This is a genomic window from Mycobacterium sp. (assembly GCF_008709575.1).
Lineage (GTDB): Bacteria > Actinomycetota > Actinomycetes > Mycobacteriales > Mycobacteriaceae > Mycobacterium.
This window is the reverse complement of sequence record NZ_VYIK01000006.1, coordinates 1-16,443: the sequence shown is the minus strand read 5'-3', so window position 1 is coordinate 16,443 and position 16,443 is coordinate 1. Positions and strand designations below refer to the sequence as shown.

Here is a 16,443-nt window from a genome sequence, read left to right as displayed (position 1 = left end):
TCGCGATGATATAGGTCGTTGCTGTGCCGGGTCGGCGGCGAAGGCCCGGTTGTGTCCCACGGTGACCGGATAGAAGCTAAACCTTTACTTGACCCTGCGATCGAGCGGCCTCGACGATGAAAGAGTGCGCCGACTGTTGGGATTGCTGTGCGCTGCGCTGTGCGCGGCTGTCGTGATGCTGGCAGGCGCACCGCGCGGCGGCGCGGTCGGCAGCCCGTGGTTCGCGAGATCGGTGGGCAACGCCGCGCAGGTGGTTTCCGTTGTGGGCACGGGCGGCTCGACCGCCACGATGGACGTCTACCAGCGTTCCGCGTCGGGCTGGCGGGCGATCGGGGTGGGCATCCCGACACATATCGGGTCGGCGGGACTCGCGCCCAAGGCCAAGAGCGGCTATCCGGCCACTCCGATGGGTGTCTATTCCCTGGACTCCGCGTTCGGCACTGCACCTAATCCCGGCGGCGGACTGCCGTACGTCCAGGTCGGGCCCAACCACTGGTGGAACGGTGACGACACCAGCCCCACCTTCAACACCATGCAGGTATGCCGAAAAGACCAGTGCCCCTTCGACACCTCCGCGAGCGAAAACCTTCACATCCCGCAGTACAAGCACGCGGTGGTGATGGGTGTCAACAAGGCGCGTGTTCCCGGTGACGGCGCCGCGTTTTTTTTCCACACCACCGACGGCGGGCCCACCGCCGGCTGCGTGGCAATCGACGACGCCACGCTGGTGCAGATCATCCGATGGCTGCAGCCCGGCGCGGTGATCGCGATCGCGAAGTAAGCGGCCCCCAGCGTCGATGCCCAACCACGCGGCGCTCAGGCCAGCGCTCGGCCCGGCTTTACCGTGAAATTCATTCCCGCCAACGACATCGTCGCCTCGTAGGTGCGGTCGTATCCGGTGGCGCTGATCTTCCACCCGTCGGCGGTGCGCCGGTAGCGGTCGCGGTAGAACGCCGCGCCGATGAGCATGAAGTTCGACTCGGGCACGATGACGCGGTCCTGAAGGTACCAGATACCCGTCGCCTCGGCGCCGCTCACCGCGATCTCCGGGTGGGTGACCCGGTGCTCGGTGATGATGCCCGGCCCCAGCGCCGAGCGCATGTACTCCACCAGTTCGGTGCGGTTGGTGAAATGCAGCTCCGCGCCCAGCGACGCGTCGTAGTCGCCGACGACGTCCTCGGTCAGGGTGGCGGCGAACTGATCCCACTGCTTGGTATCCAGCCCGCGCAGGTAGCGATATTTGACGAGTTCGATGGCGGCTATCTCGGCCAGCGGATGCGCGTCGCTGTGGGGAGTCATCACGTCATTGCAGCACACCGGGTATAGTCCGGACACTCGATCTATCCACCGACCGGTGTACGGCCGGTAAGGGCCCTGGTGGGCAGGTCTTGGTTGGAGGTCGAGCTCGGCTGGTAATTTCCGGTTCGCTGGGGCATGCGCGCCGGGGCGAGGCGCGGCATGCCCGTGGTCAGGATGGGGCTGGGCAGGTGGGTGCCGGCTTGTGCGGCGGCGGGGGAAACGATGCCGGCCTGGGCCAGCGGGGCGGTAGCGGTCCAGCTGGGTGGCACCGACAGCGGCCCGACCAAATCGGCGCGACCGATGTTGGCGTGCGCCCCGGTGAGGACGGCTTTGCCGCCGGGGTACATGGCCATGGGCCCGAAGGCTGCCGGCTCGAGGGTATGTGCGGCCGCCATGTTTGCCATCTGCCCGAGGATCCCGGGGTCGACTGCGCCCGAGGTCATCAGAGTGTTTTGCACGAAGTCTTGAACCGCGTAGATCACCAGGAAGTCGAATGCGTGGAAGTCGGCGAGGAAGATCTCCGGGGTAAGAGCCCCGTTGGACAATAACGAGCCCATCCAGTTCGAATTCACAAAGTCCGATACCGCTGAATTGTTCTGCCCGGCGACGACATTGTTCAAGAACCCGGCGAGCCCGTTACCGCCGGTGGCGTTAGCCGGACTGAAGACGTTGAGCCCGAGGGAGTTGACCAGTGCGCTCAGTGCCGAGGTGGTTCCGCTGGCGCCGGTCGATCCGGTGGCCAGCGCGCTCAAGGTGTTGGGCAGGCTGGTCAGCAGTTGCGAGAGGTTGGTGGGGGTGGTGCCCGCGGCGGCGGCGGTGGCCTTCGTGCTCGCCGCGGCCTGGTGGGCCAACCCGGTGTCGGTGGTGACGGTCGGGGGGGTGCTCAGCGGGGCCAGTCGGGTGGCGGCCGCGGACTGGGCGGCGTAGCCATACATGGCGGCGGCGTCTTGGGCCCACATTTCAGCGTAGTGGGCCTCGGTGGCTGCGATCGCCGCGCTGTTTTGGCCCAGCACGTTGGTGGCGATCAGCGATGCCAGCTGGGCCCGGTTGGCGGCGACTGCTGCCGGGGGCACGGTGGCGGCGAACGCGGTCTCGTAAGCGTTGACGGCCGCGCTGGCCTGGGCGGCCGCGTGGGCGGCGTGGCCGGCGGTGGCCTGCAGCCACGACGTGTAGGGGGCGGCCGCGGCGGTCATCGCGGTTGCCGCGGGGCCCTGCCAGTCGCTGCCGGTCAGCCGGGACAGCACCCCGGCGCAGATCCCGGCGGCCGAGTCCAGCCCCTTGGCCAGATCCGCCCAGGCCGCCGCGGCCGCCAGCAGCGACTGCGGACCCGGACCGGCATACATCAGCGCGGAGTTGACCTCCGGAGGCAACACCCCGAAATCGAAACCACCGGCCATCACCTCACCGTCCCGGGGGGCTCGGCCACGCCGTAGGGCGCCTCACGCGCGGGCGGCATCACGGTGAGGCGAAAGCCGTACCGTGGAGCGGGGCTGGGATGGGAAGCAGGGGCGCTGCTCATGCGCGTGGCGCCGGGCATTGACATCGCCGGCAATCCCATCGGCCCGATCGCGATGTTGGGCATCGACGCCGAGGGGCTCGACACCGCGGCGGCCAGGCGGATCCCGCCGCCCGGTGCGGTTGTGACCCAGCTGCGCGGCGTCGACAGCGCCCCGACCAGGGTGGCCTTGCCGACGCTGGCGCTGACCTCGGCAGCGGCGCCGTGTTCTGCGACCAACGTGCCCAGCGTGCCCAGAGCCGGGGTGAAGCTGGCCGCTTCCGACGTGATCGGGCCTAACGAGCCGGCACCAGCAGCTGGTAGATGGCTGAGGCTTCGTCCGGTGATCGTGCCGAGGGCGAACAGGTCTCCGATGCTGGGCAGGAAATACTCCGGGTTGAACGGATAGCCGGCGAAGATCTCGTTGCTGAACCAACTGGAGTTCAACACGTTGGCGACCGGGTTGGGAACCGAGCCCGACAGCGTATTGATCAAACCGGCCAGTCCGGTGGTGCTGGTCCCCGAGCCGGGGGCGAAGACGTTGAGCCCGAGGGAGTTGACCAGTGCGCTCAGTGCCGAGGTGGTTCCGCTGGCGCCGGTCGATCCGGTGGCCAGCGCGCTCAAGGTGTTGGGCAGGCTGGTCAGCAGTTGCGAGAGGTTGGTGGGGGTGGTGCCCGCGGCGGCGGCGGTGGCCTTCGTGCTCGCCGCGGCCTGGTGGGCCAACCCGGTGTCGGTGGTGACGGTCGGGGGGGTGCTCAGCGGGGCCAGTCGGGTGGCGGCCGCGGACTGGGCGGCGTAGCCATACATGGCGGCGGCGTCTTGGGCCCACATTTCGGCGTAGTGGGCTTCGGTGGCTGCGATCGCCGCGCTGTTTTGGCCCAGCACGTTGGTGGCGATCAGCGATGCCAGTTGGGCCCGGTTGGCGGCGATTGCTGCCGGGGGCACGGTGGCGGCGAACGCGGTCTCGTAGGCGTTGACGGCCGCGCTGGCCTGGGCGGCCGCGTGGGCGGCGTGGCCGGCGGTGGCCTGCAGCCACGACGTGTAGGGGGCGGCCGCGGCGGTCATCGCGGTTGCCGCGGGGCCCTGCCAGTCGCTGCCGGTCAGCCGGGACAGCACCCCGGCGCAGATCCCGGCGGCCGAGTCCAGCCCCTTGGCCAGATCCGCCCAGGCCGCCGCGGCCGCCAGCAGCGACTGCGGACCCGGACCGGCATACATCAGCGCGGAGTTGACCTCCGGAGGCAACACCCCGAAATCGAAATCCCCCACACCGGACATGACCGCCTCCGAACTAGGCGGCGACCACGGCGTTGGCGGCTTCGGTCAACGCGTAGGAGCCGGCGCTGGTCCGCAAGGTGTTGACGAACAGCGACAAAATCTCCTCGGCCTGCGAGCTGAGCGACTGGTACAGGTGGCCGTAGGCGGCGAACTGGGTCGCGGTCAGCACCGACACCGGATCGGCGGCGGCCGGAACCACTCCGGTCGTCGGAGCCGCAGCCGCTGCGTTTTCCGTGAGCATCGCCGAAGCGCTCCCGGCCAAATGCCCTGCTGCGGCGTCCAGCAGCTCCGATTGCACGGTGACAAACGACACGGCACTCCTTCCTCATGGACGTCTTTGTTGGTATCTCGGTGGCACCGACGGGCCCGTTGCGGCGAGCCGTCCGCGTTCCGACGAGCTAATGATAATGACTATCATTACCAATTACCAGCACCTGGCGGACAACGACCAAATTCGGCCTGACACCACTACTCGGCCGCACAACACCCGCTGCCAGGGTTGACAACCGGATCTATGTTGTGGCTGTGCGCACATCGCGGTACGCCCGGCTGTCCCGGCCACAGCTCGCGGTCCTGGTCCCCGAACTTCTGCTGATCGGGCACATGATCGACCGCGCCGGCATGGCCTGGTGCGTCGAGGCTTTCGGTCGCGAGGAGATGCTGCAGATCGCCGTCGAGGAGTGGGCCGGCGCCAGCCCGATTTACGCCAAGCGGATGCAGCGGGCGCTGAACTACGAGGGCGACGACGTGCCGACGATCTTCAAGGGTCTGCAGCTCGACATCGGCGCGCCGCCGCAGTTCATGGACTTCCGTTTCCGCGTGCACGACCGCCGGCACGGCGAATTCTGGCTCGACCACTGCGGTGCGTTGCTCGATGTGGAGCCGATGGGCCAGGACTACGTCTTCGGCATGTGCCACACCATCGAGGACCCGACGTTCGACGCCACCGCGGTAGCCACCAACCCCCGTGCGCAGGTGCGTCCCATCCACCGGCCGCCGCGCGTGCCGCCCGACCGGCATCCCCACTGTGCGTGGACGGTGAGCATCGACGAGTCCCACCCGCCGGCCGAAGAGATCCCGGCGCTGGATCTGGTCCGCCAAACCCGGGCTGCGACATGGGAACTCGGCTCCATCGATCGAGCCGACGAGGGGCTTGCCGACTACTCGGGCCCGCTGCTTTCCGATGTCGACTTCGGCGCCTTCTCGCATTCGGCGCTGGTGCGCATGGCCGACGAGGTGTGTCTGCAGATGCACCTGCTGTACCTGTCGTTCGCGATCGCGGTGCGGGCCCGGGCGGGCTGCGACGCCGATCTGGCCGCGACGGTGGGTACCCGCCAGCTGATCGGCCTGGCCGGCCTGGGCGCCGAACGTATCCACCGGGCGCTGGCGTTGCCCGGCGGTATCGACGGCGTGTCGAGGGTGTTGGAGCTGCATCCGCTGCTCAACCCCGCTGGATACGTGCGGGCCGAGATCGCGGTCGGTCGGCTGGTGGTGCACCGGTCGCCGGCTCACGACGACGGGGCCTGGATCGCCCTGTGCTCGCCGGAGTCGCTGGCGCCGCTGCAGGCGATCGCCACGGCGGTGGACCCGCGTGTTGCGGTCAGGGCTGGCGGGACGCGCACCGACTGGACCGCCGAGCTGGTCGTCACCGACACCACGGCGGCCGAATTCCCGGAGGTGGCGGTGGCCAAGGCCAGCGGGGGATCAACGTTCCAATTCCAGCCGCGCCGCTCGCTGCCCCTTACGGTGGTGTAGGCCCGGCCGTCCGGATGCGACCGTCGGCCATGGCGATGCGGCCGCGTGCTGCGGTGTGTCCGAGCTGGATTTTCAGCCGGGGCGGCTAGGGTGAGCCACGGCCGCCGACCGATCTCAATGCAAGGTGTTCGCTGTGATGCACGACCGGCTGGGGTTGTCTATCGGGACCACCAATTTCGTGGCGGTGCGCAACGGGAATCCGCCGGTGACGCGCCGCGCTGTCTTGACCCTGTTCCCGCATCGCTCGCCGCAAATCGGTCTGCCCGCCGAAAACGCCGCACTCACCGAAACCGGCACGGTGCTGAGCGGGTTCGTCGAACGGATCGGCGGCTCGGTGGCACTGATCTCGGCCGACGGGACGGCCCACGAGGCGGATCTGCTGCTGGTGGAGGCGCTCGACGCGATGGTGGCGGTGGCCGGCGCGACCACCTCGACGGCGGAGATCGCGATCTCCGTGCCCGCCCACTGGGGGTCCAAAGAGGTGCAGGCGCTGCGCAACGGGCTGCGCACACACGCCGGGTTTGTGCGCAGCGGGTTGGAACCGCGACTGGTGTCCGATGCTGTCGCCGCACTGACGGCGCTCAACGCCGAGGCGAGCCTCCCCACCGACGGTGTGGTGGCTTTGGTTGATCTGGGCGGTGCCGGCACGAGCATCACCCTGGCCGACGCCGGATCGGGTTTCCGGCCGATCGAGGAAACGCTGCGCTACCCGGACTTCTCCGGTACCCACATCGACCAAGCGCTGCTGGTTGACGTCTTGGACGACATCGGGCACATCAGCACCGTCGACGCGGCCGGCACTGCGGCCGTGGGGCAATTCGGTCCGCTGCGGGAGGAATGCCGGCGGGCCAAAGAGCGGTTGTCCACCGACACCGTCACCGAGTTGATCGCCGATCTCGCGGGGCAGCGCGCGGCTATCCAGGTGACCCGCGTCAGGTTGGAAAGCCTGATCGAACAGCGGCTCAGCGGTCTGCTCGCGGCATTTGATGATCTGCTGGCGCGCAACGGGCTTGCCCACGGTGACCTCGCCGCGGTGGCGACAGCCGGCGGCGGAGCCAGTGTGCCGGTGGTCACCCGGGTGCTTGCGGCACATACGCGAGTGCCTCTGGTCACCGCCGAGCATCCCGCGCTGTGCATGGCGATCGGTGCCGCGATGTTCGCCACCCGGGAGCCCGTCGAGGACGACCAGCACGACGCGGCACCGGCGACAGCGATAGCCGCGGCGGCGGGCGCCACGACGAGCGTCATCGGGTTACCCGTCGGTGACGAATCCCTCGACGGGACCGGATCCTCGACACTGCGGGAGTTGGCCTGGTCGCAGGTCGAGGACACCGATGACGAGCCGCTGCCTTTCCTCGACGAGCCCTACGACGACCAGGGCACGCCACCGTCGGCGCACTACCCCTCGACGACACCGGCGCGACCGCGGGGCAGATTCCGCCTGCCGCTCTTGCTCGCCGGGCTCGCCGCCCTGATCGCGATGGTGGGCGGGCTGGCATACACGCTGACGAGCACCACCGGCCATCGGGCGCCGTCGGCGCCCTCCACCAGTAGTCCGGCGCCTGCACCGCCGGTCACCTCAGCACCACCCACTCCGAGCCCGCCGCCGGTGAGCGCCTCGAGCCCCGTTCCGCCGCCGGTAGCTACCAGTGTCCAGCCGGCACCCACCAGCACCGAGCCGCCGCCGACCACCACGACGACCACCACCACGACTCCGACGACGACCACGACGACCACCACGACGACCACGACGACCACGACGACCACCACGCCGACCACCACGCCGACCACGACTCCGACCACGAATCCACGGCCGACCACCCCGACAACGGTGCCGATGACCACCGAATACCTGAGAATCCCGTTGGTGCCGGTCCCGATACCGATTCAGGTGCCGCAGCATGCGCCGGTGCCGCAAAACCCGTTGTTGGGCCCGGCGGGTGGCTTTTAACCGCCGCGAGACGCTCAGCGTGTCCAGTCGGGGATTCCGGCTGCGTTTTGCGACCTCGACGTGATTTCATAGCACCGTTTGCGAAAGCGGCCGGTGCCGAAGCACCCGTCGTTCTTGTCGTCGTGACCGATTGGTGGTGCCTGCGGTGAATCGTCGGAGCGTGATGTTGATGCTGGGCGTCGGTGCGGTGGCGGCCGCGGTTCGGCTGCCCACGGCCGGAGCCCGGCCGTCCCGGGGATCTGCGCCCGCCGCGCCGCCCGGTGCGGCAGCCGGGGGCTTCCTTTTCTACGACGAGTTCGACGGCCCGGCCGGCTCGGCCCCCAACCCGGCGAAGTGGACGGTGGCCAACCACCGGACGCCGATCAAGAACCCGGTGGGGTATGACCGACCCGAGTACTGGTACCAGTACCGGGACAGCCGGCGCAACGTGTTCCTCGACGGCAATTCCAACCTGGTTATTCGCGCCACCAGAGAGGCCGATACCTATTTCGGCGCCCTGGTCAGCGGCAACTGGCGGGGAGGCATCGGGACGACCTGGGAGGCGCGGATCAAGCTCAACTGCCTCACCGCGGGATGCTGGCCCGCCTGGTGGTTGTCCAACGACGACCCCGGCCGCGAGGGCGAAGTCGACATCCTCGAGTGGTACGGCAACGGGCAATGGCCTTCCGGAACCACTGTGCACGCAAACCCGATCGGCACGGCGTTCGAGACCCATCCGATCGCGGTGGACGGCAACTGGCACACGTGGCGGGTCACCTGGGATCACAATGGGATGTATTTCTGGGAAGATTACGTCAACGGCTCGGAACCGTACTTCACGGTTGCAGCCACCGGTATCGAAAACCTCGACGAGCCCATCCGCGAGTGGCCGTTCAACGAGCCCGGCTACACGCTGTTCCCGGTCCTCAACCTTGCGGTCGGCGGTTCCGGTGGCGGCGACCCCGCGACGGGCGGCTACCCCGCCGACATGCTCGTCGACTGGGTGCGCGTTTTTTGATACCGCAACAGGCTAGACGGTGGCCCGGTCCCGACCATGCCAATACTGCTGGCGCAGCTCCCTTTTGAGGATCTTGCCGGTTGGGTTGCGCGGCAGCTCCTGCCTGATGTCCACGTTCTTCGGGCACTTGTAGTGTGCGAGTCGCTCCCGTGACCATGCGATCAGCTCGGCCTCGGTGGCGGTCCCCGTCAGGGTGACGACGGCCTTGACGGCTTCACCCCATCGCTCGTCGGGAACACCGAACACCGCGACTTCGGCGACTGCCGGATGTTCGGCGAGCACCCGTTCGACCTCCAGAGAATAGATGTTCTCGCCACCGGAGATGATCATGTCCTTGAGCCGGTCTTCGACATAGATGTAGCCGTCCGCGTCGACACGGCCGATGTCGCCGGTGCGGAACCACCCGTCCGCGGTGACCGCCTCGGCCGTCGCCTCCGGCCTGTTCAGATAGCACTTCATCAATTGGGGTGTGCGGAACCAGAGTTCGCCAGGCTGACCGGTGGGCACCTCGGTGAGGCGGTCCGGGTCGACGACCCGCATCTCGGCGGCCGGTATCAGGGTGCCCGCGCTGAGCAGCCGCTCGGGGTGCTGCTCGTCGCGGTGTGCTTCGGGCAGCAGATGGCTTATCACCCCGCAGAGTTCGGTGAGCCCGTACACCTGGATGAAGTCGGTGTGCGGCCAGGCTTGCAGCGCGGCCCGAAGCAGCGGCAGCGGCATCGGCGAGGCGCCATAGGAAAACGTTTTGAGCCGGCCGAAAAGCTCCACGGCATCGGGCCCGGACTCGAGCACTTTGGCCAGGACCGCCGGCACCAGAAAAGTCCGGTTGGCACCGTGCAGAATCGCCGTGGCCAGCGACGCACCGTCGACGTCGCGGGTCATGACGCTCGCCACGCCGTCGTGGATGCCGAACTGGACATACGACGAGCCGCCCACATGGAACAACGGCATCGCCACCAGGTTCTTGTCACCTTCGTCGAACACCCACCCCTCGTGGGCATTGATCGTGTGGGCAAGCAGATTGGCCTGGGTGAGCGCGACTCCTTTCGGACGGCCGGTAGTGCCCGAGGAGTACATCACGATGCACACGTCGTCGGGTTGCACATCGGCGCTGCGCCCCACGGGCGTGGCGGCCGCGAGCAGTGCCTCGTACTCGTCGTCCTCGCGTCCGTCGGGGGTGACCTCGACGATGTGTTCGACGGTGGTCAGCCTGTCGCGGATCCTGTCGATGGCCGGCCTCAGCTCGCGGCCAACGACCAACAGCTTCGCGCCGGAGTCGTTGATCACGTAGTCGAGTTCGTCGCCGGCAAGGCGGAAGTTGATGATCGCGTTGGCCGCGCCGATCGACGCCGCGGCCATCGTCAACTCCACGCAGGCCGGGTGGTTCTTGTCCAGGAACGCGACCACGTCGCCGCGCCGGACCGACTGGGCGGTGAGCGCTCCGGCGAGCCGCCGCACCCGGTCGTTCCATTCCCCCCAGGTCCACGTTCGGTCGAGGTAGCGGAAGGCCTGCGCGCTCGGCCTGGTAGTCGCCCAGTGCGTCAACCGGTCATCGAGGAATCGAGGTTGTGGCGGCTGCTCGGTCATGAACCGAGAGTGCCATTGTTGCCCGGTCCGGGGAAGCAGGGGGTGCCGGTTTAGCCCCCGGCGCAACCCCGAGGATCGTCGTCACCGACCCCTGCCGGTCGTCGGGTAACCAGAGTAAGTAGCTGCCATCGATCAGACCCTGGAGTAGGCGGGCGTCAAGCCCGAGTAGTTACAATCTCGTGATTATTTCTCGATTTGCTCGTAAGGTGCTCAAGGTGGGTCGACATCGACTACCCGGCAGTCGGCGACAATCACCCGTCGGCATCGCTGCGGGCGCCGCCCTGGCTGCCGGGTGCCTCGCGGTCGGCGGTGCCGGCGGCCACGCCACCATCGCCGGCCCAGTCGCTGACCACGCTGCCCCGGCGTTGGTACGGGCCCAGGCGGCAGCCGAGAAGGGGCTGTCGTGGGTCCCGGCGGGGGCACGGCCTGGCAGGAGTCCCGGTTGGGGCGGCGTGGCGGCGTCGCGGTGGCGGCTGGTCCATCCAGACAGCCCGCAGGTGTTGCCGGCGGGGGTGGCCCCCGAGCGGGGTCTGCAGGTCAAGACGATCTTGGCCGCGCGCAGCATCAGCGCAGCGTTTCCCGAGATCCACCAGATCGGTGGCGTTCGACCGGACGCGCTGAAGTGGCATCCCAACGGTTTGGCGCTGGACGTGATGATCCCGGACCCGGGCACCGCCGCAGGTATCGCGCTGGGGGACCACGTTGTGGCGTTCGCACTGGAGAATGCGCAGCGATTCGGGGTGCAAGATGTGATCTGGCGGGGCACCTACTACACCCCCAACGGCCCCCAAGGACGTGGGTATGGTCACTATGACCACGTCCACATCACCACCACCGGTGGCGGCTATCCCACCGGGCGGGAAGTGTACATCCGCTGAGCACGCACGCCGTCGCGCGCGCGTTCCGCGCGTGGCTCACATCTGCACCAGCGCCGAGGCCGCTTGCAGCCGATTGATCGCGTCACGCACGATCGTGTCGATCAACTCCGCACACGACGGCAGATCCTCCAGGATGCCGGCCACCTGCCCCGAGGCGAGCACGCCGGCGTCGGGGTTGCCGTCAACCAGCCCGGCTTTCAACAGCATCGGGGTGTTGGCGGCCATCAGCACCTGTGACCAGGTGAGTTCCCGGCCGTGCCGCATGGCCAGCCCGTCGCGGATCATCGAGTGCCAGGTCATGCCCGACATCTTCTTGAACTTAGCGGCGTTCACCACCGCAACAGCCAAAGCTCCGGCTCGGGAACGCTTTTCCAATTTGTCTACCAGTCCGCTGCGCAGCACCCGGTGCGGCATGCCGTCGACTCGGGTGGTGACCACCGTGCCGTCCAGTCCGGCGTCGAGATAGCGGCGCTTGACCGCGTCGGGCACCGACGAATCCGACGTCAGCAGAAACCGGGTACCCATCGCGACGCCGGCAGCACCGTAGGACAACGCCGCCGCAAGTCCGCGCCCGTCGAAGAATCCGCCGGCGGCTATCACCGGGATGTCCACTGCGTCCAGCACCGACGGCAGCAGCAGTGTCGTCGCGACCGGACCGGTGTGGCCACCGCCCTCACCCCCCTGAACGATCACGGCGTCCGCGCCCCACGACGCCACCTTGCGGGCATGTTTGGCCGCGCCCACCGACGGGATCACCACCACGCCGGCGTCTTTCAAACGCGCAACCAGCTGTTGCCTGGGTGCCAACGCGAACGACGCGACTCTGACGCCTTCGCGGATGATCAGGTCCACCCGGTCGGCGGCGTCGGCGGCGTCGGCGCGGATGTTAACCCCGAACGGCCTGTCGGTTGCGGCCTTGACCTTCGCGATCGCGCTTGCCAACTCGTCGAGCGTCATCGTGGCCGACGCCAAAATCCCCAGACCACCCGCCTTGGCGGTGGCCGTCACCAACCGGGCGCCGGCCACCCAACCCATCCCGGTCTGCACCACCGGATGCTCGACGCCGACCAGGTCGGTCAGCGGCGTGCGCAGTCTCACGATCGGACCTCGGCGTCGCGCAATGACTTCGGGTCGATCACCTCGCGGATCAGCCGCAGCTCGTCGGTAGAGGGCAGCCTGGTCTCCTCGGCCTCGTCCACTCCGTAGACGTCGAAGGACGTGGCGTCACGGATTTGGTCAGGTGAGACTCCCGGGTGCCGGCTCAGGGCCCGCATCGTGCGGCCGGGCCCACCGAAATCAAACACCCCCAGGTTGGACACCACCCGGTAGACATCGACGAACCGGAACGCCGGGTTGTCCGGGTCGACCTTGTCGTGCCCGATTCCGCAGACCACGTCGACCGTGTCGCAGAATACCCGCGGCGAGTGGTTGCCGACCCAATAACTGGTGGTGTGGTTGACGGTGTTGCCGGGCGCGCCGCGCACCCCGAACATCTGCCGGGTCGGCCGCTGCAGCGGCCCCAACGCCGAAATGTTCTGGTTGCCGTAGCGGTCAATCTGGTTGGCGCCCATCACCACATGCCGGCGTCCCCAGGTCAGCGTCTCAAACACCCGGCCGAACGGCATCCACCCCTCGACGGCGGCGCCGTCACCCAAGGCGGGAGTATCGGCCAGCAGCCGTGCCTCCCCGTCGGTGAGCAGGATCTCGGGGGAGAAGGTCAACCGGGCCAGCCGGGCGCCGATCGAAGCGACCGTGGTCATCGGACTGATCATGACCTCGCCGGCGTCGCGGAACAACTCCGCACACGCCACCACACAGACTTCGGCGCGGGTGATCATGACGACGATCCGAACGTGCGCACCGCCTCCTGGTACTGGGCCTCGCTGCCGGACAGATAGGTCGTGGCGAACCGCTGCCAGCCCTCCGGTGTGGCTGCGGCCTCGGCGTAGTGGCGCTGGAACTTTTCGTCGCGCCCGTAATCCGGTGCTGCGGTGGTAAAGTGCGCACCGCCGGGTGCCTCGACCACTGCGTCGACCATCATCCGGTTCACCAACAGCGCCTGCGGCGGCACCGCCTTGACCAGTTCTTCGGTCGGAACCAGTCGCTCCGCGGACACGAAACGTTTCTCGGCGGCCATCAGATACAGGTCGTCGAAATAGGGGTCGATGCCGGTATAGGCGGCATTGCCCTGCGCGTCAGCGAGATTCATGTGTACGAAGGCGGCATCTAGGCGCAGCGGCGGCATGGCGATCAGCGTCTCGTACTTGCCGTCGGTGGGATACGGCGAGGTGACGGTCTTGAGTTCGCCGTCGAAGAAATCCGGCACCGAGCTGCCCAGCCCGGCGCGGATCGGCAAAAACGGCAAGCGCTGCGCGGCCGCCTGCAGTCCGCAGCGCAGCATTCCCTCGTCCATCTCCCGTGCTTCGATCGCGCCGCTGGTGCGCGCGCGGGCGAACCACGGGTCGTAGAAAGGCGGCGAGTCCAGCGATACGAATCCGTAATACGCCCGGCGAACCTTACCTGCTGAACACAGCAGGCCCAGATCAGGACCGCCGTAGGTCACCACGGTCAGGTCGCTGATATCCGAACGCCAGATCGCCCGCACGAACGCCATCGGCTTGCGCCGCGAACCCCAGCCGCCGATTCCGATGGTCATGCCGCTGCGCAACTGCGCAATCGCGTCGTCAATCGTGGTTCGCTTGTCCGTCATTCCTTCTTACCCGCTTTGGCGGTCCCCGCGAAGGCGTCGCGGTGCTCGTCGGAAACGCCGGCGAGGTTGAGCTCGAAAGTAAAACCTTGTTCCATGCGGTAACTCGCGTTAACTCGTTGCAGGTCAATGAAGTTCAATGCTTCTTTGGCTGCCCTGATCACACGGGTGTCCTTGGCTGCTATGTCGCGGGCCACCCGCAGCGCCGCCTCGTCCAACCGGTCCCGCGGCACCACCTCGTGTACGGACCCGAACCGGTGCAAGGTGGCGGCGTCCACGGTGGCGGCGGTGAAGAACAGTCGCCGCATCATGTGCTGGGGCACCAGCCGGGACAGATGCGTGGCCGCGCCCAGGGCGCCGCGTTCGACCTCGGGCAGACCGAAGGTGGCGTCGTCGGAGGCCACGATGACGTCGGCGTTGCCGACCAGGCCGATCCCCCCGCCCAGGCAGAACCCGTTGACGGCGGCGATGACCGGGATCGCGCACTCGTAGACCGCGCGGAATGCCGCAAAGCAGCCTCGGTTGGCGTCGACCAGCGCGGTGAATCCCGGGCTGCGCTGCATCTCCTTGATGTCCACCCCGGCGTTGAAGCCGCGGCCCTCGGCCCGCAGGATCACCACGTGGTTGGCCGCAGTGTCGCCCGCGGCGGTCAGCGCGTCGGCAAGTTCGAACCAGCCGCGTGACGGGATGGCGTTGACCGGCGGAAAGTCGACGGTGACCGCAACGATGCCCGGTTCGACGGCACGCGAGGTGATCGGCATGTGCACTTCCTGGGACCAATGACCTGAGCAAGCACTTGCTTGGTACGCTAGCACAGTGACGCACTCCGAGGGATCCCGGCCCATCAATTTGGGGCTGGCCGGGCGCGTGGTCTTGGTGACCGGCGGAGTTCGCGGGGTTGGGGCCGGCATCAGCTCGGTGTTCGCCGAGCAGGGCGCGACGGTCATCGCCTGCGCCCGGCGCCTCGTGGATGACCTGCCCTATGAGTTCCATGTCTGTGATGTGCGCGACGACGACGCGGTCGCCACGATGGTGGACGCCATCGTGGCGCGTCACGGGCGGATCGACGTTGTGGTGAACAATGCCGGTGGCTCGCCTTATGTCCTTGCCGCCGAAGCGACCCCGAACTTCAACCGCAAAATAGTCGAACTCAACCTGCTTGCCGCGCTTACCGTCTCGCAGCGGGCCAACATCTATATGCAGACTCAGTCCGAGGGCGGATCGGTCGTCAACATCTCCAGTGTCAGCGGCCGGCGTCCCACCCCGGGCACCGCCGCCTACGGCGCCGCCAAGGCTGGGTTGGAAAACCTCACTGCCACGCTGGCGGTGGAGTGGGCACCCAAGGTCAGGGTGAATGCCCTGGTGGCGGGAATGGTGGAAACCGAGCAGTCGGCGTTGTTTTACGGCGACGCGGATTCGCTCGCCAGGGTGGCGGCGACCGTACCGTTGGGCCGGCTCGCGAAGCCGTCCGAAATCGGTTGGGCCGCAGCGTTTTTAGCGTCAGATATGGCGTCGTACATCAGCGGTGCCACGCTGGAGGTCCATGGCGGCGGCGAACCGCCGCCGTATCTTGCCGCCTCCGGCGCCAACAAGTGAAGGGGCAACGGATATGGGTTTGGTCGACGGTCGAGTGGTCATCGTGACCGGAGCCGGCGGCGGGATCGGACGCGCGCACGCACTCGCCTACGCTGCCGAGGGCGCGCGCGTTGTGGTCAACGACATCGGGGTGGGCTTGGACGGCTCCTCTGCCGGCGGGGGCAGCGCGGCGCAGGAGGTGGTCGACGAGATCACCGCGGCCGGGGGCGACGCCGTCGCCAACGGCGCTGACGTCGCGGACTGGAATCAGGCAGCCGACCTCATCGCGACCGCGGTGGAGACGTTCGGCGGTCTGGACGTCCTGGTCAACAACGCCGGGATCGTGCGCGACCGGATGATCGCCAACACCAGCGAGGAGGAGTTCGACACGGTTGTGGCCGTGCACCTCAAGGGGCACTTCGCCACGATGCGGCACGCCGCATCCTATTGGCGCGGCCTGTCCAAGCGGGGCAAATCCGTCGACGCACGGATCATCAACACCAGCTCCGGTGCGGGTTTGCAGGGCAGCGTCGGGCAGGGAAACTACAGCGCCGCCAAGGCCGGCATCGCGGCGCTGACGCTCGTCGGTGCCGCCGAACTGGCGCGCTACGGCGTAACTGTCAACGCGATCGCGCCGTCAGCGCGCACCCGGATGACCGAAACCGTTTTCGCGGACAGGATGGCCAAACCCGACGAGGGGTTCGATGCGATGGCGCCGGAGAACGTTTCGCCCCTGGTGGTGTGGCTTGGCAGCGCTGAGTCGGGTGCTGTCACCGGCAGGGTTTTCGAGGTCGAGGGCGGCCTGATCCGGGTTGCCGAGGGCTGGGCCCACGGCCCGCAGGTCGACAAGGGCGCGCGGTGGGATCCCGCCGAACTCGGACCGGTGGTTACCGATCTGCTCGCCAAGGCGCGGCCACCGGTGCCGGT

Annotated in this window: 16 protein-coding genes; 7 read left to right on the top strand and 9 right to left on the bottom strand. The window is 68.0% G+C overall.

All coding sequences use genetic code 11. From position 1 onward, the window contains the following. Positions 1-124: 124 nt before the first annotated feature. Positions 125-781 carry a L,D-transpeptidase gene (locus F6Q13_RS02355; RefSeq protein ID WP_293051691.1) on the top strand — a complete coding sequence of 219 codons (657 nt, stop codon included), beginning with the start codon at positions 125-127 and terminating at the stop codon, positions 779-781. 35 nt (positions 782-816) lie between these two features. On the opposite strand, the gene F6Q13_RS02350 is transcribed toward F6Q13_RS02355, so the two are convergent. The 4 genes from F6Q13_RS02350 to F6Q13_RS02335 are packed head-to-tail and all read right to left on the bottom strand — an operon-like array spanning position 817 to position 4,382. Beyond that, on the bottom strand, positions 817-1,317 hold the full coding sequence (locus F6Q13_RS02350; protein ID WP_293051811.1) for a nuclear transport factor 2 family protein: 501 nt from the start codon (positions 1,315-1,317) through the stop codon (positions 817-819). Between the two features lie 23 nt (positions 1,318-1,340). Continuing rightward, positions 1,341-2,696 carry a PPE family protein gene (locus tag F6Q13_RS02345; RefSeq protein ID WP_293051688.1) on the bottom strand — a complete coding sequence of 452 codons (1,356 nt, stop codon included), beginning with the start codon at positions 2,694-2,696 and terminating at the stop codon, positions 1,341-1,343. Further along, positions 2,696-4,069: a PPE family protein gene (locus tag F6Q13_RS02340; protein WP_293051685.1), complete on the bottom strand. Its 1,374-nt coding sequence runs from the start codon at positions 4,067-4,069 to the stop codon at positions 2,696-2,698. The genes F6Q13_RS02345 and F6Q13_RS02340 overlap by 1 nt, the downstream gene beginning before the upstream one ends. A 13-nt stretch (positions 4,070-4,082) precedes the next feature. Beyond that, positions 4,083-4,382 carry a PE family protein gene (locus F6Q13_RS02335; RefSeq protein WP_293051682.1) on the bottom strand — a complete coding sequence of 100 codons (300 nt, stop codon included), beginning with the start codon at positions 4,380-4,382 and terminating at the stop codon, positions 4,083-4,085. 212 nt (positions 4,383-4,594) lie between these two features. Between F6Q13_RS02335 and F6Q13_RS02330 the strand changes: the two genes are divergently transcribed. The 3 genes from F6Q13_RS02330 (at position 4,595) to F6Q13_RS02320 (ending at position 8,772) form a co-directional block, all read left to right on the top strand. Next, positions 4,595-5,824 (top strand): hypothetical protein, encoded by a 1,230-nt coding sequence (locus tag F6Q13_RS02330; RefSeq protein ID WP_293051678.1) that lies wholly within the window; start codon positions 4,595-4,597, stop codon positions 5,822-5,824. Positions 5,825-5,960: 136 nt separating this feature from the next. Continuing rightward, entirely contained in the window at positions 5,961-7,775 is a 1,815-nt protein-coding gene (locus F6Q13_RS02325; RefSeq protein WP_293051808.1) for an Hsp70 family protein, read from the top strand. 130 nt (positions 7,776-7,905) lie between these two features. Beyond that, positions 7,906-8,772: a glycoside hydrolase family 16 protein gene (locus tag F6Q13_RS02320; protein ID WP_293051675.1), complete on the top strand. Its 867-nt coding sequence runs from the start codon at positions 7,906-7,908 to the stop codon at positions 8,770-8,772. A gap of 12 nt (positions 8,773-8,784) precedes the next feature. Here F6Q13_RS02320 and F6Q13_RS02315 read toward each other — a convergent pair whose 3' ends face one another. Next, entirely contained in the window at positions 8,785-10,356 is a 1,572-nt protein-coding gene (locus tag F6Q13_RS02315) for a long-chain-fatty-acid--CoA ligase (RefSeq protein ID WP_293051672.1), read from the bottom strand. Positions 10,357-10,571: 215 nt separating this feature from the next. Here F6Q13_RS02315 and F6Q13_RS02310 point away from each other — a divergent pair, with 215 nt between their 5' ends. Next, positions 10,572-11,234 carry a hypothetical protein gene (locus F6Q13_RS02310; RefSeq protein WP_293051669.1) on the top strand — a complete coding sequence of 221 codons (663 nt, stop codon included), beginning with the start codon at positions 10,572-10,574 and terminating at the stop codon, positions 11,232-11,234. A 36-nt stretch (positions 11,235-11,270) separates the two neighbouring features. Here F6Q13_RS02310 and ipdC read toward each other — a convergent pair whose 3' ends face one another. The 4 genes from ipdC to echA20 are packed head-to-tail and all read right to left on the bottom strand — an operon-like array spanning position 11,271 to position 14,702. Next, on the bottom strand, positions 11,271-12,332 hold the full coding sequence (ipdC, locus tag F6Q13_RS02305) for a (3aS,4S,5R,7aS)-5-hydroxy-7a-methyl-1-oxo-octahydro-1H-indene-4-carboxyl-CoA dehydrogenase (RefSeq protein WP_293051666.1): 1,062 nt from the start codon (positions 12,330-12,332) through the stop codon (positions 11,271-11,273). Then, entirely contained in the window at positions 12,329-13,072 is a 744-nt protein-coding gene (gene ipdB / locus F6Q13_RS02300) for a cholesterol ring-cleaving hydrolase subunit IpdB (protein ID WP_293051663.1), read from the bottom strand. The genes ipdC and ipdB overlap by 4 nt, the downstream gene beginning before the upstream one ends. Beyond that, a complete protein-coding gene (ipdA, locus tag F6Q13_RS02295; RefSeq protein WP_293051660.1) occupies positions 13,069-13,944 on the bottom strand; it encodes a cholesterol ring-cleaving hydrolase subunit IpdA in 876 nt (291 codons plus the stop codon). Before ipdA ends, ipdB begins: the two co-directional genes overlap by 4 nt. Further along, entirely contained in the window at positions 13,941-14,702 is a 762-nt protein-coding gene (echA20, locus tag F6Q13_RS02290; RefSeq protein WP_293051657.1) for a (7aS)-7a-methyl-1,5-dioxo-2,3,5,6,7,7a-hexahydro-1H-indene-carboxyl-CoA hydrolase, read from the bottom strand. The genes ipdA and echA20 overlap by 4 nt, the downstream gene beginning before the upstream one ends. Before the next feature lie 55 nt (positions 14,703-14,757). On the opposite strand from echA20, the gene F6Q13_RS02285 reads away from it, so the two are divergent. Further along, positions 14,758-15,537, top strand: a complete 780-nt coding sequence (locus F6Q13_RS02285; protein ID WP_293051654.1) for an SDR family oxidoreductase — start codon at positions 14,758-14,760, stop codon at positions 15,535-15,537. 13 nt (positions 15,538-15,550) lie between these two features. Continuing rightward, a partial coding sequence (locus tag F6Q13_RS02280) for an SDR family oxidoreductase (protein ID WP_293051651.1) occupies positions 15,551-16,443 on the top strand: 893 nt, incomplete at its 3' end.

What these genes read in the sequence shown, in the direction of transcription:
- F6Q13_RS02345 (WP_293051688.1), bottom strand. Translation starts at nt 2,696, where the DNA reads ATGGCCGGTGGTTTCGATTTCGGGGTGTTGCCTCCGGAGGTCAACTCC.
- F6Q13_RS02340 (WP_293051685.1), bottom strand. Translation starts at nt 4,069, where the DNA reads ATGTCCGGTGTGGGGGATTTCGATTTCGGGGTGTTGCCTCCGGAGGTC.
- F6Q13_RS02325 (WP_293051808.1), top strand. Translation starts at nt 5,961, where the DNA reads ATGCACGACCGGCTGGGGTTGTCTATCGGGACCACCAATTTCGTGGCG.
- F6Q13_RS02315 (WP_293051672.1), bottom strand. Translation starts at nt 10,356, where the DNA reads ATGACCGAGCAGCCGCCACAACCTCGATTCCTCGATGACCGGTTGACG.
- ipdB (WP_293051663.1), bottom strand. Translation starts at nt 13,072, where the DNA reads ATGATCACCCGCGCCGAAGTCTGTGTGGTGGCGTGTGCGGAGTTGTTC.
- ipdA (WP_293051660.1), bottom strand. Translation starts at nt 13,944, where the DNA reads ATGACGGACAAGCGAACCACGATTGACGACGCGATTGCGCAGTTGCGC.
- echA20 (WP_293051657.1), bottom strand. Translation starts at nt 14,702, where the DNA reads ATGCCGATCACCTCGCGTGCCGTCGAACCGGGCATCGTTGCGGTCACC.